Below are 16,699 nucleotides of genomic sequence, written 5' to 3' on the forward strand. Positions count from 1 at the left end.
TCCTCCATGCCGCGGTGGGGGGGGGGGGGGGGGGGTTGCCCCCCCCCCCCCCCCCCCCCCCCCCCCCCCCCCCCCCCCCCCCCCGCCACCTCCCGTTGGGGGTGGGGAAGGGGGCCGGTGGGGGCGTGCCCGCGTGGTCCCCCACCGCGTCGGCGGGTATACGACCAGCTGGCGCGCGTTCCGCTGGGCAGCAGGCGACTGCGGGAAGCGCAGCCCACCACCCACCCCCAATAGGCACCCCGGCCGCCCGACTTGGGTGAGCGGACGGCCGACGGCCCCGGCTCTCTCGGGGGCGAGAGCCGCCGCCGCAGGCCGGTGCGATGTCAGGTGTCAAACGTGTTGTGGCACGTGTCGCACGTGGCGGACTTGCCGTTGTGGACCAGCCTGCCTCCACAACCTTCAACGGGGCACATGGACGTTCACCTCCTCTCATCACGATGTTGAGGACCACCGCAGCCCCGCCCGACCTACGTCGCGGGAGGAGCGCCGTCTTCCGCCGCGTTGGTCATGTAGGCGGTGAAGAGCTGGAATCCCTTCATCTCGAAGCGCCGATCTCCGGTGAGTCCGGCGTGCTTGAGGCACCACCCCTGCGCATCATCGGCGGACTCGGTATCGACGCAGCGTTCCCCGCAGTCCAGGCACTCGCCGATGAACCGCACTTCCGAATGGGCCGCCAGCGTCCACTCGGCGAACCGGTAACGCGCCCTCATACCAGCCACTCCGGCCGCTCCGGGGTATCTCCGCCTGCCGTCTCCATGGCGTCGATGCACTCGGCGAGACCGCGCAGCATCGCCGCCGTCTCCTCTTCGGTCAGCTCATCCATCCATGCGGTACGGGCCTTGAGGTCCGCCCGCATCTGATCGAGCTGCCGGTACAGCTCCCGGTACCTGACGTGCCGGTTCCATGCTTCCTCGGCCCGGTCCCGCAGCCGCGACCACACGCCCGCGCTCATGACCGCGCCGCCTTCGTGTGGGGGTGGCGGCCGATTTCGATGCTGCAGTCGATCGCCTTCGACGTGTCCCCGACAGCACGCGCTGCCGTGCGCTGCCCGGCCAGGGCCGTACACACATCGCACCCGGCAACCGGCTCAGGCTCCGGTACCGGAACCGGTTCCATGAGATGAACGGGGCGGCAGTTGCGGGGCATCAGCCCACCACCTCCACACCGTGAATCCAACGCGGTCCGGCATCGAGCCCGTACGACGCGAGCCACAACGCCCGCCGCCGCCCACGCTGCAACCGCCGCCTCTGCCGCTCCTCGGACGTGAGGACGTACGGGCGGATCAGGTGCACGTCCTCACCACGCAGCAGCCCCTGATGCCGGACGGGGGTGCGGGGAAGCGCGAGCGTCGGCGCGTCCGCCCACCTGACGGCGGGCACTGTGACGGCGGACCGGTGACGCCCTCGCGCGGGCAGTAATACCCGCAACAGCAGTTCGAAGATCCACGCGCTATGTTTACGCATGTCGTCAACCTCCAGGGGGTTGGTGGCCATGCCCCCGGACGTTCGCCCGTCGCGGGGGTGCTTGCCGTCAGGCGCGAGCGCGTGCTGTCTGGCGGGCTTGCGCTCCGTCGGCCTTTGAATCTGGCGATGCCTAGTCAACGGCCAGCACGGCACAGCGGACAGGTGGAAGAGCCCGTCTCGCCCTCGCGCGACCCAGGTGATTTTTACCTTGGCCCGTGTCAGGGCGATCGCACGTCGTTACCGTGAGGGCATGACGCAGGGAAACCGCAAGCTCGCAGAGCGGATCGCTGAATTCGGCTTCTCTCAGGCCGAGTTAGCACGTCAGATCAATGCTGAGATCGAACTCCTGACAGGCAAGCAGGGCAACGTCACCGACGCTGACATCCGGAGATGGCTGCGCGGCGTGACGAAGTGGCCGCAGGACCGCATCAGGCTCTGCCTGGAGAAGGTTCTTGATGCCAGTGCCGAAGACCTGGGGTTCGTGCCACGCAGGAAGCGTCGCCCCTCCGGAGGGAGATCCCGTGCACCGACGTGCACTCCTCACCGCCGCAAGCGGTACAGCCCTGGCCATTGCCACTCCGTACGCGCCCGTTCATGGGCGCCTTGGCGTCAACGATGTCCGTCGATTCCATCAGGACCACGTGACCATCCTCCAAGAGGATCAGGCCGTTGGGGGATCGCGAAGGGTGGAAAACCTCGCGGTGGAACTGGCTTCCCGGATTCAGTCCACCCTTGCCGTGTCCTCATCCTCAACTCGCGTGCGAGACATGCTTTATCGGCTCGCTGCCGAAGTCATCAGCTCCGCGGCCTTCGCAGCCATTGACGCACGCTCCCCGCGGCGGGCGCGCGCTCATCTCGACAAGGCTCTGACCTTCGCCGGCCTGTCCCGCGACAGCGAGACGATGTACCACGTCTGGAACCATCTGACGTTCACCTCCAGCCAGCGTGAGAACCAGGCCGAAGCCGTCGCCGGGGCAGAGGCAATGAAAAGCTCATCCATTGCCCGGAGAGACCCCTTGTACGCCTCTCTCGGACACATCCGGAACGCCTACGGACTTGCACACCTCGGCCACCGCTCAGAAGCTGTGCGAGCTCTCAGTGACGCGGAGCGTGCTTTCACCCGTAGCGCGGACGATCAACGGCCGGAGTGGATCAAATTCTTCGATGCCAGCGAGGTGGACGGTCTGTCCGCGTCCATCTGGTCGGCATTGGGCGATCACGATCGGGCGGAGTACTGCCTGCATCGCACGCTCGCTGCTACCCCGGACGGTAAGGCCCGCAACAAGGCTCTGTATACAGCCAACCTGTCGCTGGCTCAGGCCAGGCAAGGAGAGTTGGAGTTGGCCTGTGTGACAGGTAGGCAGGCTCATATGCTGCTGCCGCCCTCTTCGGGATCGAGGAGAACTGCTCAGAAGCTGGCTGCGACGCGAAAGGTGATCGTAGCCTCAGGTTCAAAGGGTGCTGATGTCATCGAGTGGATAGAGGAGTCCCGTCAATGGATCTGAAGCACTACACGCATGCCGATGCACCGGACGTCAGGTCCCTGCTGCTCGATATCCACGACGAGGTCTACGGGGACGATCCGGACCCGTTTCACTCGCGCGAACGCTTCGCGTACTTCTTCGACCTGTGGTCCTCGCGTGAGAACTGGCGGTGTGTATCGGGTTGGGAAGAGGGTGGCCCTGTCGGGTACGCATACGGCTCCATGTTCAGTCCGGGTGGGTGGTGGACGGGGCACCAACGGCCAGCCACTGCCAGGGGATCGGTCTTCGCGCTATCGGAATTGATGGTGGTTACCCCATGGCGCGGGGCCGGCAGGGCAAAGCGGATTCATGACGCCCTGATCAACTCTGTCGAAGCCAATGTCATAACGCTTTTGGTTGACTCCACCCACCACAAAGTCCAAGCGCTGTACGAGCGTTGGAACTACATCAAAGTGGGTGAAGCGAAGCCGTCAGATGACTCGCCGCTATATGCCGTCATGGCCAAGGGCCTGACGCGCACATGAGTGTCTGGAGATCGGGCAATTCGGTGCGGTCCTTCCTGGCTTCGCCGAGGTCTTGGAGAAGGCGCGCCCATGACGCCTACTCGTCGGAGACCGGCCCGGCGGTAGTGGCGATCCAGCGGAGGTACGCGTCCGACCCGGTCACGAGGGGAACGGCCGAGACTTCGGGGTTCTTCCACGGGTGGTGTTTCAGGAGGTGCGCCTCCAGCGCGGAGTAACCGTCGGCCGGGCTCTTGGGAAGGAGTTGCCACTCCTCGCCCGTTCCGAACTCGCCCTCATGCCAGAAGGCGGAGACCACGGGGCCCGTGATCTGGGCGCCGGCCGCGAGACGGCCTGTCACTACGGAACGGGCCAGCTCTACCGCTTGCTCGCGCGTCTCCGTCGCTGTGGAGACCTGCAGGAAGTCAGCCATGCGGCGAGCATGGCCGTCGGCCGCCGGCGTTCGTTGCGGCTACGGATACCGGCCCCCGGAGTGAGCGGCTACGCCAAGTGGCAACGCACCGCCTCGACCACCAGCGCGTGATCCTCCGCCTGCGGAAGCCCCGACACCGCGACCACCCCCACCACGCCCGTGCCGCGCACGCGGATCGGGAACGCCCCGCCGTGCGCGGCGAAGCGGTCCGGGTCGAGGCGGGAGGAGTCCTCGAACGTGCGGCCCTTGGCGCGGAAGCGGGCGCCGACCAGGAACGAGGACTCGCCGTAGCGCTCGACGACGGCGGACTTGCGGGCGATCCAGGCGTCGTTGTCGGCGGAGGTGCCCGGCAGCGCGCAGTGGAACAGCCGCTGGGCGCCGCGTCGGATGCCGATGGTCACCGCGGCGTCCCGCTCGCGCGCCAACGCCACCAGACGTGAGCCCAGTTCCCAGGCGTCGTCGTTGCCGAACCTGTCGAAGACCAGGCGTCGTTCGTGCTCTTCGAGGGCGCGCACCTCGTCCGTCTTCGGCGCCTTGGTCACACGCCCGCCTCGATCCGGACCGTACGGCCCTCGGCCGCGGAGAGCTTCGCGGCCTCCAGGACGCGCAGCGCGGCCGCGGCCTCGGCGGCGCTCACCGGCGGTGCGCCGCCCTCGCGCAGGGCACGGGCGATCGCGGAGTAGTACGCGGGGTAGTCGCCGGGCAGTGTCGGTACGGGCTCGCCGCCCCCGGACCGCGGGGAGGCCCCGGCGCCCATCCGGCCCCAGCCGGACTTCGGCTCCACGCCCCACTCCACGCCCTCGGCGCCGGGCCGCAGGCCCTCGCGCAGCGCGGCCTCCTGGGGGTCCAGACCGTGCTTGGTGTAGCCGGCCTTGGTGCCGAGCAGCCGGAAGCGGGGGCCCAGCAGCGGGGTGGTGGCGCTGACCCACAGGTGGGAGCGGACGCCGCTCGCGTGGGTGAGGGCGATGAAGGTGTCGTCGTCGGCCTCCGCGCCCGGGCGGCGGATGTCGGACTCGGCGTAGACGGAGACGACCGGGCCGAAGAGGGTCAGTGCCTGGTCGGTGAGGTGGCTGCCGAGGTCGTAGAGCAGCCCGCCGATCTCCGCCGGGTCGCCGGACTCGCGCCAGCCGCCCTTGGGCTGCGGCCGCCAGCGCTCGAAGCGGGACTCGAAGCGCGTGATGTCGCCGAGCGCGCCGTCCTCGATCAGCTTGCGGACGGTGCGGAAGTCGTTGTCCCAGCGGCGGTTCTGGAATACCGACAGCAGCAGTCCGCGCTCCTCGGCGAGCGCGGCGAGCTTCTCGGCCTCGGCGGCGGTCGCGGCCAGCGGCTTGTCGACGACCACCGGCACACCGGCCTCCAGGGCGGCGGTGGCGAGCGGCACATGGGTCTTGTTCGGCGTCGCGATGACGATCAGGTCGAGGTCCGCGGCGCGGTCGAGGACCTCGTCCGCCGTGGCGACCGTACGCGCCTGCGGATGCTCGGCGCGGGCCTGCGCCTGCCGCTGGGGATCGGAGGTGGAGACGGTGTCGAGCAGCAGGTCGTCGGTGGCGGCGATCAGCGGGGCGTGGAAGACCGAGCCCGCCAGGCCGTAGCCGAGGAGGCCGACGCGCAGCGGGTCGCCGGGGGCGGGGGTACCGGTGGGGCGGCTCATCGCACTCTCCTCGCTCGTCTCACTCATACCCCTACTTAAGCAACGCTGTTGCCAAAGTGCAAGCCACTGCCGACAATGGGCGGGTGAGCAGCGACGACATCCCCTCCCGCGCCTCCCGTCAGGGCGGCTTCGCCGGCAGTCCGGGCGCCAACCTCCCCGCGCTGCGCGGTCACAACACCGCGCTGGTGCTGGGGCTGCTGCGCGCGGCCGGCGAGGAGGGCGTCAGCCGGCTGGAGCTCGCCGCGCAGACGGGGCTCACCCCGCAGGCCGTCAGTAAGATCACCGCGCGGCTGCGGGCCGAGGGCCTGGCCGCCGAGGCGGGCCGCCGCGCCTCCACGGGCGGCAAGCCCGCCACGGTCCTGCGCCTGGTCCCCGGCGCCCGGCACGCGATAGGCCTGCACCTGGACCGCGACGAGCTCACCGCCGTGCTCGCCGACCTCGCCGGCCGCGCGGTCGCGGTGCGCCGGGCCCCGCTGGCGTTCGAAGCGGGGGCGGAGCAGGTGCTCACCACGGCCGAACGCGAGGTCGCCGAGCTGCTCTCGCAGGCCGGCGGGCCGCTGGTGCTGGGGGCGGGGGTGGCCTGCCCCGGGCCGCTGGACCACGCCACCGGAGTGCTGCACCGCGTCACCGGCGCCCCCCAGTGGGACGGCTTCCCCCTGCGGGACGCCTTCGCCGCCCGGCTCGGCCTCCCCGTCGCGCTCGACAAGGACACCAACGCCGCGGCGCTCGGCCTGGCCCGCACCCTGCCCGCCGGCGCCGGCTCCTTCGGCTATCTGCACCTGGGCACCGGCCTCGGCGCCGGGCTCGTGCTGGACGGCGGCCTCTACCGCGGCCCGCGCACCGGCGCCGGTGAATTCGGCCACCAGATCGTCCAGTTGGACGGTCCGCGCTGCGGCTGCGGACGGCGCGGCTGCATCGAGGCGCTGTGCCTGGCGGCGGTGGCCGGCGGAGATCTGCCGGCCGCGGCCGAGGCGTTGGGCGTCGGCGCCGCCAACCTCGTCGAGCTGCTGGACATCGACCGGGTGCTGCTCGGCGGCCGCACGGTACTGGGCGCCCCCGAGCCGTTTTTGAGCGGAGTGTCCCGGGCGCTGGCCGCCCAGGCCCGCACCCGCGGCAGCGCCGGGGCCGCGGTGTCGGTCGCGCTCGCCCCCGGCCGGGCAGTCGCCGACGGTGCGGCGGAGCTGGTGCTCGCCCCCCTCTTCGGGTGACGCCGCCCCGCCCCGGGTGAGCCGGGGCCGCTCATCCGGGCGCACCCCGATCCCCGGCCGCCGCGCCCGCGGGTGCGAGGATCGCGCCGTGGAGTTCCCCTACGGCCAGGATCCTGGCGCACCCGTCCGGTCCGGCGTCCCCGAGCACGGGCGCATCCCCAAGTACTACGCGGCCAAGGTCGAAATCGCCGCACTGCTCGACGAGTTGGGCGAGGGCCAGGTGCTGCCCACCGAGCGTGAGCTGGCAGCGCGCCTGGAGGTCTCCCGCGAGACGCTGCGCCAGGCCCTGCGCGAACTGGTCCTGGAGGGGCGGCTGCGGCGGCTGGGGCGCGGCACGGTCGTCGCCGGGCCCAAGCTGGCGCAGCCGCTCTCCCTCGCCAGCTACACCGAAGGCGTACGCGGCCAGGGCCGCAGGCCCGGCCGGCACCTCGTCGGCCTGGACCGCTTCCCCTGCCCGCCCGCGCTCGCCGCCGATCTGGGCCTTACGGCCGGGGACGCGGTATGGCACATGGAGCGGGTGCTGCTCGCCGACGACGAGCGGGTCGGGCTGGAGAGCACCTATGTCGCGGTCGAGCGGGTCCCGGACCTGGCCGCCGACTTCGCGCCGGACTCGTCCTTCTACGCCTACCTCCACCAGCGGCTGGGCATCGGCTTCGGCGACGCGGACGAGCGGCTGGAGACCGTACTCGCCACCCCGCGCGAGGCGCTGCTGATCGGCACGCCGGGCGCGCTGCCCATGCTGCTGATCCACCGGCTGTCCCGGGACACCGAAGGCCGCCCGCTGGAGCGGGTGCGCTCCCTCTATCGGGGCGACCGGTTCTCCTTCACCACCCACCTGGGCGCACCGGCGCGGGGCTGAGGCGCGGGGCCGCGGCGCGGGGCTGGGCAGCAGGTGCACCGCCCACCCATGAATGTCACGAACAGATAACGGGTCTAGGCCAACTTTGGGCACCCGTTCACCGTCGCGTCGCCGAACCACCCCTCGCGGGCCACCCGCCGCCACGACCGTCTGGGGCATGCGAGTCATAGTTGTCGGAGCCGGCGTACTGGGCACCATGCACGCCTGGCATGCCATCGAGCGGGGCCACGAGGTCCTGCACCTCGAACGGGAGGCCGAGGCCCGCGGCGCCTCGGTCCGTAACTTCGGACAGATCTGGGTCAGCGGCCGGGCCGGCGGCGAGGAGCTTCGGTGCGCCCTGCGCGCCCGCGCACTGTGGGAGGGCATCGGCGCCCGCGTCCCCGCGCTCGGCTTCCGCGCCATCGGCTCGCTGACCGTGGTCAGGAACGACGCCGAGCGGGCGGTCGCCGAGGCCGCCGCCCGCCGCCCCGACGCCGCCGACCGCGGCTACCGGCTGCTCGACGCCGACCGGGCCCGCGCCCTCAACCCCGCCCTGCGCGGCGACTTCACCGGCGCCCTGTGGTGCGAGCGGGACGCCGCCGTGGAGCCGCGGGTCGCCCAACGCGCCCTGAAGGACGAGCTGCTGCGGTCCGGGCGGTACACCTACCTCGGCGGCCGGGAGGTCCGGGCGGTGGTCGGCGAGCGTGCGGTACGCGACGACCACGGCGAGACCCACCACGGCGACGCGGTCGTCCTGTGCACCGGCGCCTGGCTCGGCGGGCTGGTCCGCGAGCTGGTCCCCGACCTGCCGGTGCGCCGGGTGCGGCTGCAGATGATGCAGACCGACCCGCTCGGCGAGGCGCTGACCACCTCCGTCGCCGACGCCGACAGCTTCCGCTACTACCCGGCGTACAAGAGCGAGGCCCTGGACGCGCTCAACGCCGGCCAGGCCCAGGAGCCGACCGCCGCCGAGCACAGGATGCAACTGCTGATGGTGCAGCGCGCCGACGGCGGCCTGACCATCGGCGACACCCACGAGTACGAGACGCCGTTCGCCTTCGACACCGTCGAGGAGCCCTACGAGCATCTGACCGGTGTCGTCGAAGCGCTGCTGGGCCGCCCGCTGCCCCGGATCCGCCGCCGCTGGGCCGGGGTCTACGCCCAGTGCACCGACACCACCCGGGTCGTCCACCGCCGGCAGGCCCGCGACGGCGTCTGGCTGGTCACCGGGCCGGGCGGGCGCGGGATGACCTGCTCCCCGGCCATCGCCGAGACCACCGCGAACGAACTGGGATGGTGAGCGAGTTGCCGCAACACACCCCCGACCACGACATCCAGCTGGTCGTCCTCGACATGGCCGGCACCACCGTCGCCGACGGCGGACTGGTCGAGCAGGCCTTCGACGCCGCCGCCCGGCACCTGGGCGTCGAGCACGGCAGCCCCGACCACGCCGCCAAGCTCGCCTACGTACGCGCCACCATGGGCGAGTCCAAGATCTCCGTCTTCCGCCACCTCTTCGGCGACGAGGCCGCCGCCCGGCGCGCCAACGCCGCCTTCGAGACGGCGTACGGCGAGCTGGTCGACGGCGGGCGGATCGCTCCCGTCCCCGGCGCCCGCGAGGCGATCGAGGCGCTGCGGGCGGCCGGGCGCACCGTCGTGCTCTCCACCGGCTTCGCCCGGGTCACCCAGGACGCCATCCTCGGCGCGCTCGGCTGGCAGGACCTGGTCCCGCTCACCCTGTGCCCGGCCGACGCCGGCGGCCGCGGCCGCCCCTACCCCGACCTGGTCCTCACCGCGCTGCTGCGCACCCACGCCACCGACTCCGTCCAGCGGGTCGCGGTGGCCGGCGACACGTCCTACGACATGCTCTCCGGCCGCCGGGCCGGCGCCTCGGTCGTCGCCGGCGTGCTCACCGGCGCCCACGACGCGGCGCAGCTGGCGTCCGCCGGCGCCACCCACGTCCTGGGATCGGTCGCCGAACTGCCCGCGCTGCTGGGGGTGGTGTGAGATGACCGCCCCAGCCGCCGCATCCGCCAGGGCCGCCGAGGCGTCCCCGTCCCGGCCCGCGTCGGGCATCCGCTTCGACCACGTCACCGTCGCCTACGGCGGGCGCGGCGAGCACTCCGTCCTGGACTCCTTCGACCTGACCGTCGAACCGGGCGAGGTGATGGCGCTGCTCGGCCCGTCCGGCTCCGGCAAGACCACCGCACTGCGGGCGGTCGCCGGATTCGTCCAGCCGGCCTCCGGGCGGGTGCTGATCGGCGGCCGGGACGTGACCGGGCTGCCGCCGCACCGGCGCGGCATCGGCATGGTCGTCCAGCAGTACGCGCTCTTCCCGCACATGAAGGTCGCCGACAACGTCGCCTTCGGCCTGCGGGCGCACAGGACCCCGCGCGCCGAGATCCCCGGCCGGGTCGCCGAGGCGCTGGAGATGACCGGCATGGCCGCCTACGCCGGCCGCCACCCCCGCGAGCTCTCCGGCGGCCAGCAGCAGCGGGTCGCCATCGCCCGGGCCCTGGCCATCCGCCCCGGCGTGCTGCTGCTGGACGAGCCGCTCTCCGCCCTCGACGCCCAGCTGCGCTCCGGCATGCTCGCCGAACTCGCCCGGCTGCACCGGGAGTTGCCGGAGGTCTCCGTCCTCTACGTCACCCACGACCAGGTCGAGGCGCTGACCCTGGCCGACCGGATCGCGGTGCTACGGGCGGGCCGGCTGCGCGAGTGCGGCACCCCGCAGGAGCTCTACCGGCGCCCGCGCAGCGAGTTCACCGCCTCCTTCGTCGGCACCGCGAACCTGCTGCCGGTCACCGTGCGCGGCGACGGCGACGGCGTCGACTTCGGCGGGCGCAGGCTGGCCGTGCCCGTGGGGGAGGCAGTGGCCACGGGCGCCGCCGCGACCCTGTGCGTACGGCCGCATCTGGTCGGCCTGGGGGACGGCGACGGCACCGGCAACACGCTGCGCGGCACGGTCACCGACGTGCAGTGGCGCGGCGCCACCCACCGGCTGCAGGTGACCGTCGACGGCCACCGCGTCCTGGCCGACGTGCGCGAACTGCGCCGGCCCCCGGAGCCGGGCGACGAGGCCGCGCTGCACTTCGCGCCGCAGGACGCGGTGCTGATACCGGCCGGGCCCGCACCGGCCGCCCCGGGACGCGAGGGCGGCGGGCACCATGGCCGGTGACGCAGCGGTGGCAGCGGCGCGCGGTCCGGTGGCGCCGGGGCGGCGCACCCGCCCGGCGAAGGCCGGGGCCGCCCTGTGGGCCCTGCCGCCCGTCGCCGCCCTCGCCCTGGTCTTCCTCTACCCCATCGCCCTGGTGGTGTGGCAGTCCCTCACCCCCGACGGCGCCGGCCCCTCCACCGCCCCGTACGCGGAGGTCTTCGCCGAGGCGTCCTTCCGCGCCGCCCTGACCACCACCGTGCTGATCGCCGCCGGCGCCACCGTCGGCGCGCTCCTGCTGGGCCTGGCGCTCTCCCTCGTGATCGCCTTCGTCCCGCTCCCCGGCGGCCGGGCGCTGGGCCGCTTCATCGACGTCTTCCTGGCCTTCCCCTCCTTCCTGATCACCCTCGCCCTGCTCTTCCTCTACGGCACCGCCGGCGTGGCCAACGGCCTGTGGACGGACGTGACCGGCGCCGCCCACGGGCCGCTTGCGTTCCTGACCACCCCCTGGGGCGTCCTGCTGGCCGAGGTCACCTACTTCACCCCGTTCGTGATGCGCCCGCTGCTCGCCGCCTTCGCGCAGATGGAGACCGGTCAGCTGGAGGCCGCCGCGTCGCTGGGCGCCCGGCCGTGGCGGATCGTGCGGACGGTGATCCTGCCCGAGGCGCTGCCGTCACTGGCGGCGGGCGGCGCGCTGGTGCTGGTCCTGTGCCTCAACGAGTTCGGCATCGTGCTCTTCACCGGCGCCAAGGACGTCGTCACCCTCCCGATGCTCGTGTACACCAAGGCGATCCTCGACGGCGACTACACCGGGGCCTGCGTCGTCGCCGTCGTCAACATCGCCCTGTCCGTCGCGCTCTACGCCCTCTACCGGGCCGTGATGTCCCGCACGGGCGGCCGAGCCGGCCCGCACACCGGAGGTGCCCACCGTGCTGGTGCATAGCAGGACCGCCCGCCGGGCCGTCCACATCCTCTTCCTCGCCCTCTTCGTCCCCGTCTTCGCCCTGCCCCTGCTGGTGATCGTCGGCGCGTCCCTCGCGACCAACTGGAGCGGCGCCCTGCCCTCGGGCGCGACCCTGACCCACTATCAGGACATCGCCCGGGGCGACGCGCCCGACGCCCTGCTCACCAGCGTCCTGACGGCCCTGGCGGCGAGCGCCGCCGCACTCACCGCCGGCACCTGGGCCGCCCTGGCCGCCGAGAAGCTGGGCCGCCGCGCCCGCCGCCTCCTCGACGGCCTCTTCCTCCTCCCCGTCGCGGTGCCCTCCGTCGTGGTGGGCCTCTCCCTCCTCGTCGCCTTCTCCCGGCCCCCGTTCCTGCTCAACGGCACGCCCCAGATCGTGGTCATCGCCCACAGCGTGCTGGTCACCGCCTTCGCCTACCAGTCCGTGACGGCCGCGCTGGCCCGCCTGGACCCGGCGTACGAGCAGAGCGCGGCCGGCCTCGGCGCCCGCCCCGCCGTCGTCCTGTGGCGCATCAGGCTCCCCCTGCTGCTGCCGTCCCTCACCGCGGCCGCCGGCCTCTGCTTCGCCCTGTCCATGGGCGAGGTGAGCGCCACGATGATGCTCTATCCCCCCGACTGGACACCCCTGCCCGTCCAGATCTTCGCCGCCACCGACCGCGGCTCCCTCTTCGCCGGCGCCGCACTCGCGGTGACCTTGATGGCGACCACCCTGCTCGCCCTCCTCGGCGTCTCCCGTATCCGCACCCGAGCCACCTACCGCTGAGCCCGACACCCGTGTACTTACCAGGAGTTGCTACGCCATGCCCGCTGCCCCCGCCCTCCGCAAGCCGCTCGCCGCCTGCTGCGGCGCCCTCGCCCTCGCCGCCTCGCTCACCGCCTGCGGCGGCGCCTCCGGCGCCGACCCGAACGCCAAGGAGATCACCGTCTACAGCGCCGACGGCCTCAAGGGCGAGAAGGGCGACGGCTTCTACGACCAGGTCTTCAAGGACTTCGAGAAGAAGACCGGCATCAAGGTCGACTACGTCGAGTCCGGCTCGGGCGCGGCCGTCCAGCGCCTGGCCCGCGAACGCGCCAACACCCAGGCGGACGTCGTCGTCACCCTCCCGCCCTTCATCCAGCAGGCCGACGGCAAGGGCCTGCTGCAGGTCTACCGCCCCAAGGGCGCGGACCAGGTGGCCGCCGGCGACAAGAGCCCGACCGGCAAGTGGACCTCGATCGTCAACAACTACTTCTGCTTCGTCTACAACAAGAAGGAACTGGCGAAGCCCCCCGCCACCTGGCACGACCTGCTGGACGGACGGTTCGAGCACAAGCTGCAGTACTCCACGCCCGGCGTCGCCGGCGACGGCACCGCCGTCCTCATCAAGGCCCTGCACGACTTCGGCGGCCAGGGCCCGGCCATGAAGTTCCTCGGCAGACTCCAGGCCAACAACGTCGGCCCGTCCTCCTCCACCGGCCAGCTCGCCCCCAAGACGGACAAGGGCGAACTCCTGGTCGCCAACGGCGACGTCCAGATGAACTTCGCCAACATGAAGTCGATGCCGAACCAGGGCATCTTCTTCCCCGCGGCCGAGCCCGGCGGCCGGCCCACCACCTTCGCGCTGCCCTACGCCGCCGGCCTGGTCAAGAACGCCCCGCACCGCGCCAACGCCGAGAAGTTCCTGGACTACCTGCTCTCCGAGCCCGTCCAGCGCCAGGTCTCCGCCATCGGTGGCGGTTTCGCCGCCCGCAAGGACACCAGGCCCACCGACCCCAACGCCAAGGCCCTCGCCGCGCTCATGGACGGTGTGGAGGTCTTCCAGCCCGACTGGAACGACATCGACAAGAACCTGGACTCGTACGTGGACGCCTGGAAGGCGGCCACGAACAGCTGAGACCCGGCCCCCGGCCCGTGCCCTCCCCGCGCGGGCGGGGGCACGGGCCCCGCGGGACGGCGATCGCCGGGGTCGGGAGAACGGCTGCTGACTTAGGGTGGGGGCGTCGGCCGTACGTACGACACGTGGGACGGGCGGGTGGCCCACCACGCGTGCGGGAGGCGGCCGGCGCACCTGGTCATCACGCACGGCAGGAGTCCGGCAGTGGCAGAGCGCAAGCCGATCGAGTCATGGCTCACCGACATGGACGGCGTCCTGATGCACGAGGGCGTCCCGGTCCCCGGGGCGGACGCCTTCATCAAGCGGCTGCGCGAATCGGGCAAGCCCTTTCTCGTGCTGACCAACAACTCCATCTACACCCCGCGTGACCTGCACGCCCGGCTGAGCCGGATCGGGCTGGACGTGCCCTGGGAGTCGATCTGGACGTCCGCGCTGGCCACCGCCCAGTTCCTGGACGAGCAGCGGCCCGGCGGCACCGCCCACGTCATCGGGGAGGCCGGCCTGACCACCGCCCTGCACGACATCGGCTACGTCCTGACCGACCACGCCCCCGACTACGTCGTCCTCGGCGAGACCCGGACCTACTCCTTCGAGGCGCTGACGAAGGCGATCCGGCTGATCAACGACGGGGCCCGGTTCATCGCGACGAACCCCGACGAGACCGGCCCCTCGCCCCAGGGGCCGCTGCCCGCGACCGGGTCGGTGGCCGCGCTGATCACCAAGGCGACGGGCGTCGAGCCGTACTTCGTCGGCAAGCCCAACCCGCTGATGATGCGGCACGGGCTCAACGTCATCGGCGCCCACTCCGAGACCTCCGCGATGATCGGCGACCGGATGGACACCGATGTGCTGGCCGGCCTGGAGGCGGGGATGGAGACCTTCCTCGTGCTGACGGGGCTGACCCGCCCCGAGGAGATCGACCGGCACCCCTTCCGGCCGTCCCGGGTCGTGGACTCGATCGCGGACCTGGTCGACCTGGTCTGACGCGGCCCGGCGGCCGGGCGGGGGCCCGGCGCGCGGCGCGCGGCGCCGGGCGCCACCCGAACGGCGCAGCCTCGGGCCGCACCGGGATGCGGCCGGGCTCGCGCGGGCGGACCTTCGGAATTATCGGAGGTTCACCATGCGCGCACCGCAATTTGCTCTCTGTGCCGCGGTCGCGGCCTGCGCGGTGACGACGGCGCCCGCGTACGGCGGGGACGCGCGCGGCGCCGGGGCCGAAGCGGTCCGCGTCGCCCGGGCCGCGCCCGCCCCGGGCCGCGAGGTCACCCCGCTCGCCGGGGACGGCTCCGCGGGGCCGGCCGCCGGCGACCGCACGCCTGCCGGCCCGGCCGGCAAGGTCACCCAGCGCGGCGAACTGAGCAGCACCTCGGCCGTCGGCCTGGTGCTGGCCGGCGGCGCCGTCCTCGTCGTCGCGGGGCAGCTGCTGCGGCTGCGGCTGCGACTGCGCCGCGAGCGGCAGGGCGGCGAGGCCGATGAGAGCTGACGAGGACCGGCGTCGTGGCACCGGGCGGCTGCTGGCCGGTGCGGCCTGGGCGGTGCTGCTGCTGGCAGGGTGGCTGTGGGGACGCGGCGTGCCGGACGGGGCGGCCGTGCGGCACGCCACGACCGGCGATGTCGCCGCCGTGGGGCGCCCGTCGCCCCACCGGAGCGCCCTGCGCCGTTTCGACCCCCACAAGGCCTGCGCGGGCCACCGGCACGGCCGCCCCGCACTCCGGTTGTTCAGCGTCGGCGGCGACGGCGGTGGTGGCGACGGCGTCCGCGCCGAAGGGGCGGGTGGCGCGGACCTGGTCCTGCTGTCCGCCTGTCTGACGGGGCATCAGCACGGCTCCCGGGCGCCGGAGGCGACCGGCGGCTGAGCCGTGCCGGCGCCCTGCGGCCGGCCACCGTGAGGTCCTACGACCGGAGTTCGTCAAGCGCGGTAGCCGCCTGTGGACGGACTGTCCACAGCCCGGCTCCGGCGGGCGGCCGTGTGCCACGATGGATTGGGCCGGTGGTCTCGCGCCGGCCGGATCAGTGCTCCGAGGGGGGAGTGGATGTACGGCGATCTTCGATGGGCTGCCGGGAGCGGGCCGCCGGTCCCGGGCCGCGGCCGGTGGCGTACGGCGCGCGGCGGCGCGGTGCCGCGCACGGCGGTGGTGGGGGCGCTGGCCGCGCTGCTGCTCGCCGGCTGCTCCTCGTCGGACGGTGACGGCGACGACCGGGTCCCCGGCAGACCGGGGCAGCGCCCCAAGTCCGTCGCCCCGTACTGGGTCAACCCCGACAGCAAGGCGGCCCGCCAGGTCGCCGCTTACGGCAAGGACGGCAAGGCCGCCGACGCCCGGCTCGTCGACCGGATCGCCGCGCAGCCGGTCGCCGAGTGGATCGGCGTCGACGACCCGCAGGGCGAGGCCCGCGGCTTCGCCCAGGCGGCCGCCAAGGCCGACCGCGAGGCGCTGCTGGTCCTCTACAACATCCCGCACCGCGACTGCGGCAGCTACTCCCAGGGCGGCGCCGCCGACGGCAACGCCTACCGCGCCTGGCTGGACGGCGTCCTCAAGGGCATCGGCGACCGCGCCACCACCGTCGTCCTGGAGCCCGACGCCCTGCCGCACATCGCGGACAAGTGCACCCCGCAGCAGTTCCACGAGGAGCGCTACGCCCTGCTGACCGAGGCCGTCGGCAAGCTCAAGGCGCTCCCGCACACCAAGGTCTATCTGGACGCCGGGAACCCCCACTGGATCAAGGACCCCGGCGCGATGGTCGAACCGCTCAAGCGGGCCGGCATCGACCGTGCCGACGGCTTCGCACTGAACATCTCCAACTACCAGACCACGCGGGAGAACGCGAAGTACGGCAAGCGGCTCTCCGCCCTCGTCGGCGGCAAGCCCTTCGTCATCGACACCAGCCGCAACGGCAACGGCCCGGCTCCCGGCGGCGACGACCGGGAGAACTGGTGCAACCCACCCGGCCGCGCCCTGGGCACCCCGCCCACCACCAGGACCGGCGACCCTCAGATAGCCGCCTACCTCTGGATCAAGCGCCCCGGAGAGTCCGACGGCACCTGCAAGGGCGGCCCGAAGGCGGGGGACTGGTGGCCGAGGTACGCCCTGGAGCTGGCCCGCGGTGCGAAGTAGCCGGCGCCGGGCCGGAC

20 protein-coding genes are annotated in these 16,699 nt (G+C 72.8%); 14 read left to right on the plus strand and 6 right to left on the minus strand.

Annotation, left to right across the window (positions count from 1 at the left end; genetic code table 11):
* Nucleotides 1-467: 467 nt before the first annotated feature.
* The 3 genes from AC0680_RS36890 to AC0680_RS36900 form a co-directional block, all read right to left on the minus strand.
* Nucleotides 468-710 (minus strand): DUF7848 domain-containing protein, encoded by a 243-nt coding sequence (locus tag AC0680_RS36890; RefSeq protein WP_478637411.1) that lies wholly within the window; start codon nucleotides 708-710, stop codon nucleotides 468-470.
* On the minus strand, nucleotides 707-952 hold the full coding sequence (locus AC0680_RS36895; RefSeq protein WP_478637412.1) for a hypothetical protein: 246 nt from the start codon (nucleotides 950-952) through the stop codon (nucleotides 707-709). The genes AC0680_RS36890 and AC0680_RS36895 overlap by 4 nt, the downstream gene beginning before the upstream one ends.
* Nucleotides 953-1,145: 193 nt before the next feature.
* A complete protein-coding gene (locus AC0680_RS36900; protein WP_478637413.1) occupies nucleotides 1,146-1,493 on the minus strand; it encodes a hypothetical protein in 348 nt (115 codons plus the stop codon).
* Between the two features lie 491 nt (nucleotides 1,494-1,984).
* Here AC0680_RS36900 and AC0680_RS36905 point away from each other — a divergent pair, with 491 nt between their 5' ends.
* Together AC0680_RS36905 and AC0680_RS36910 are read left to right on the plus strand one after the other, a co-directional pair.
* Nucleotides 1,985-2,968, plus strand: coding sequence for a hypothetical protein (locus AC0680_RS36905; protein WP_478637414.1), 984 nt, complete (start codon nucleotides 1,985-1,987; stop codon nucleotides 2,966-2,968).
* The gene (locus AC0680_RS36910) at nucleotides 2,959-3,471 is read left to right on the plus strand and encodes a GNAT family N-acetyltransferase (RefSeq protein ID WP_478637415.1); all 513 of its coding nucleotides are present in this window, start codon (nucleotides 2,959-2,961) and stop codon (nucleotides 3,469-3,471) included. The genes AC0680_RS36905 and AC0680_RS36910 overlap by 10 nt, the downstream gene beginning before the upstream one ends.
* 76 nt (nucleotides 3,472-3,547) lie before the next feature.
* Here AC0680_RS36910 and cutA read toward each other — a convergent pair whose 3' ends face one another.
* The 3 genes from cutA to AC0680_RS36925 form a co-directional block, all read right to left on the minus strand.
* On the minus strand, nucleotides 3,548-3,880 hold the full coding sequence (cutA, locus tag AC0680_RS36915; RefSeq protein WP_478637416.1) for a divalent-cation tolerance protein CutA: 333 nt from the start codon (nucleotides 3,878-3,880) through the stop codon (nucleotides 3,548-3,550).
* Between the two features lie 68 nt (nucleotides 3,881-3,948).
* Nucleotides 3,949-4,422, minus strand: coding sequence for a heme-degrading domain-containing protein (locus tag AC0680_RS36920; RefSeq protein ID WP_478637418.1), 474 nt, complete (start codon nucleotides 4,420-4,422; stop codon nucleotides 3,949-3,951).
* Nucleotides 4,419-5,558, minus strand: coding sequence for a Gfo/Idh/MocA family oxidoreductase (locus AC0680_RS36925; RefSeq protein WP_478637420.1), 1,140 nt, complete (start codon nucleotides 5,556-5,558; stop codon nucleotides 4,419-4,421). The genes AC0680_RS36920 and AC0680_RS36925 overlap by 4 nt, the downstream gene beginning before the upstream one ends.
* Before the next feature lie 56 nt (nucleotides 5,559-5,614).
* On the opposite strand from AC0680_RS36925, the gene AC0680_RS36930 reads away from it, so the two are divergent.
* The 12 genes from AC0680_RS36930 (at nucleotide 5,615) to AC0680_RS36985 (ending at nucleotide 16,682) form a co-directional block, all read left to right on the plus strand.
* Nucleotides 5,615-6,739 carry an ROK family transcriptional regulator gene (locus AC0680_RS36930; protein ID WP_478637422.1) on the plus strand — a complete coding sequence of 375 codons (1,125 nt, stop codon included), beginning with the start codon at nucleotides 5,615-5,617 and terminating at the stop codon, nucleotides 6,737-6,739.
* Nucleotides 6,740-6,827: 88 nt separating this feature from the next.
* A complete protein-coding gene (locus AC0680_RS36935) occupies nucleotides 6,828-7,598 on the plus strand; it encodes a GntR family transcriptional regulator (RefSeq protein ID WP_478637423.1) in 771 nt (256 codons plus the stop codon).
* A gap of 157 nt (nucleotides 7,599-7,755) precedes the next feature.
* Nucleotides 7,756-8,877 carry a TIGR03364 family FAD-dependent oxidoreductase gene (locus AC0680_RS36940; protein WP_478637424.1) on the plus strand — a complete coding sequence of 374 codons (1,122 nt, stop codon included), beginning with the start codon at nucleotides 7,756-7,758 and terminating at the stop codon, nucleotides 8,875-8,877.
* The gene (locus tag AC0680_RS36945; RefSeq protein WP_478637425.1) at nucleotides 8,871-9,584 is read left to right on the plus strand and encodes a phosphonatase-like hydrolase; all 714 of its coding nucleotides are present in this window, start codon (nucleotides 8,871-8,873) and stop codon (nucleotides 9,582-9,584) included. Before AC0680_RS36940 ends, AC0680_RS36945 begins: the two co-directional genes overlap by 7 nt.
* 1 nt (nucleotide 9,585) lies before the next feature.
* The gene (locus tag AC0680_RS36950; protein WP_478637426.1) at nucleotides 9,586-10,755 is read left to right on the plus strand and encodes an ABC transporter ATP-binding protein; all 1,170 of its coding nucleotides are present in this window, start codon (nucleotides 9,586-9,588) and stop codon (nucleotides 10,753-10,755) included.
* Nucleotides 10,745-11,674, plus strand: a complete 930-nt coding sequence (locus AC0680_RS36955; protein ID WP_478637428.1) for a 2-aminoethylphosphonate ABC transporter permease subunit — start codon at nucleotides 10,745-10,747, stop codon at nucleotides 11,672-11,674. Before AC0680_RS36950 ends, AC0680_RS36955 begins: the two co-directional genes overlap by 11 nt.
* Nucleotides 11,661-12,458 (plus strand): ABC transporter permease, encoded by a 798-nt coding sequence (locus tag AC0680_RS36960; RefSeq protein WP_478637429.1) that lies wholly within the window; start codon nucleotides 11,661-11,663, stop codon nucleotides 12,456-12,458. Before AC0680_RS36955 ends, AC0680_RS36960 begins: the two co-directional genes overlap by 14 nt.
* Before the next feature lie 37 nt (nucleotides 12,459-12,495).
* A complete protein-coding gene (locus AC0680_RS36965) occupies nucleotides 12,496-13,569 on the plus strand; it encodes a 2-aminoethylphosphonate ABC transporter substrate-binding protein (protein ID WP_478637430.1) in 1,074 nt (357 codons plus the stop codon).
* Between the two features lie 204 nt (nucleotides 13,570-13,773).
* Nucleotides 13,774-14,553: an HAD-IIA family hydrolase gene (locus tag AC0680_RS36970; RefSeq protein WP_384430840.1), complete on the plus strand. Its 780-nt coding sequence runs from the start codon at nucleotides 13,774-13,776 to the stop codon at nucleotides 14,551-14,553.
* Nucleotides 14,554-14,689: 136 nt separating this feature from the next.
* Entirely contained in the window at nucleotides 14,690-15,052 is a 363-nt protein-coding gene (locus AC0680_RS36975) for a hypothetical protein (protein WP_478637432.1), read from the plus strand.
* Nucleotides 15,042-15,425: a hypothetical protein gene (locus AC0680_RS36980; protein ID WP_478637433.1), complete on the plus strand. Its 384-nt coding sequence runs from the start codon at nucleotides 15,042-15,044 to the stop codon at nucleotides 15,423-15,425. Before AC0680_RS36975 ends, AC0680_RS36980 begins: the two co-directional genes overlap by 11 nt.
* Before the next feature lie 177 nt (nucleotides 15,426-15,602).
* Nucleotides 15,603-16,682, plus strand: coding sequence for a glycoside hydrolase family 6 protein (locus AC0680_RS36985; protein ID WP_478637435.1), 1,080 nt, complete (start codon nucleotides 15,603-15,605; stop codon nucleotides 16,680-16,682).
* The last annotated feature ends 17 nt before the right edge of the window (nucleotides 16,683-16,699 follow it).

The sequence above is a fragment of the Streptomyces sp. NPDC043738 genome, assembly GCF_056436545.1.

Bases quoted from the DNA above. Each gene is read 5' to 3' on its own strand.
- AC0680_RS36890 (WP_478637411.1), bottom strand. From the start codon at position 710: ATGAGGGCGCGTTACCGGTTCGCCGAGTGGACGCTGGCGGCCCATTCG.
- AC0680_RS36895 (WP_478637412.1), bottom strand. From the start codon at position 952: ATGAGCGCGGGCGTGTGGTCGCGGCTGCGGGACCGGGCCGAGGAAGCA.
- AC0680_RS36900 (WP_478637413.1), bottom strand. From the start codon at position 1,493: ATGGCCACCAACCCCCTGGAGGTTGACGACATGCGTAAACATAGCGCG.
- AC0680_RS36910 (WP_478637415.1), top strand. From the start codon at position 2,959: ATGGATCTGAAGCACTACACGCATGCCGATGCACCGGACGTCAGGTCC.
- cutA (WP_478637416.1), bottom strand. From the start codon at position 3,880: ATGGCTGACTTCCTGCAGGTCTCCACAGCGACGGAGACGCGCGAGCAA.
- AC0680_RS36925 (WP_478637420.1), bottom strand. From the start codon at position 5,558: ATGAGTGAGACGAGCGAGGAGAGTGCGATGAGCCGCCCCACCGGTACC.
- AC0680_RS36940 (WP_478637424.1), top strand. From the start codon at position 7,756: ATGCGAGTCATAGTTGTCGGAGCCGGCGTACTGGGCACCATGCACGCC.
- AC0680_RS36945 (WP_478637425.1), top strand. From the start codon at position 8,871: ATGGTGAGCGAGTTGCCGCAACACACCCCCGACCACGACATCCAGCTG.
- AC0680_RS36950 (WP_478637426.1), top strand. From the start codon at position 9,586: ATGACCGCCCCAGCCGCCGCATCCGCCAGGGCCGCCGAGGCGTCCCCG.
- AC0680_RS36955 (WP_478637428.1), top strand. From the start codon at position 10,745: ATGGCCGGTGACGCAGCGGTGGCAGCGGCGCGCGGTCCGGTGGCGCCG.
- AC0680_RS36965 (WP_478637430.1), top strand. From the start codon at position 12,496: ATGCCCGCTGCCCCCGCCCTCCGCAAGCCGCTCGCCGCCTGCTGCGGC.
- AC0680_RS36975 (WP_478637432.1), top strand. From the start codon at position 14,690: ATGCGCGCACCGCAATTTGCTCTCTGTGCCGCGGTCGCGGCCTGCGCG.
- AC0680_RS36980 (WP_478637433.1), top strand. From the start codon at position 15,042: ATGAGAGCTGACGAGGACCGGCGTCGTGGCACCGGGCGGCTGCTGGCC.
- AC0680_RS36985 (WP_478637435.1), top strand. From the start codon at position 15,603: ATGTACGGCGATCTTCGATGGGCTGCCGGGAGCGGGCCGCCGGTCCCG.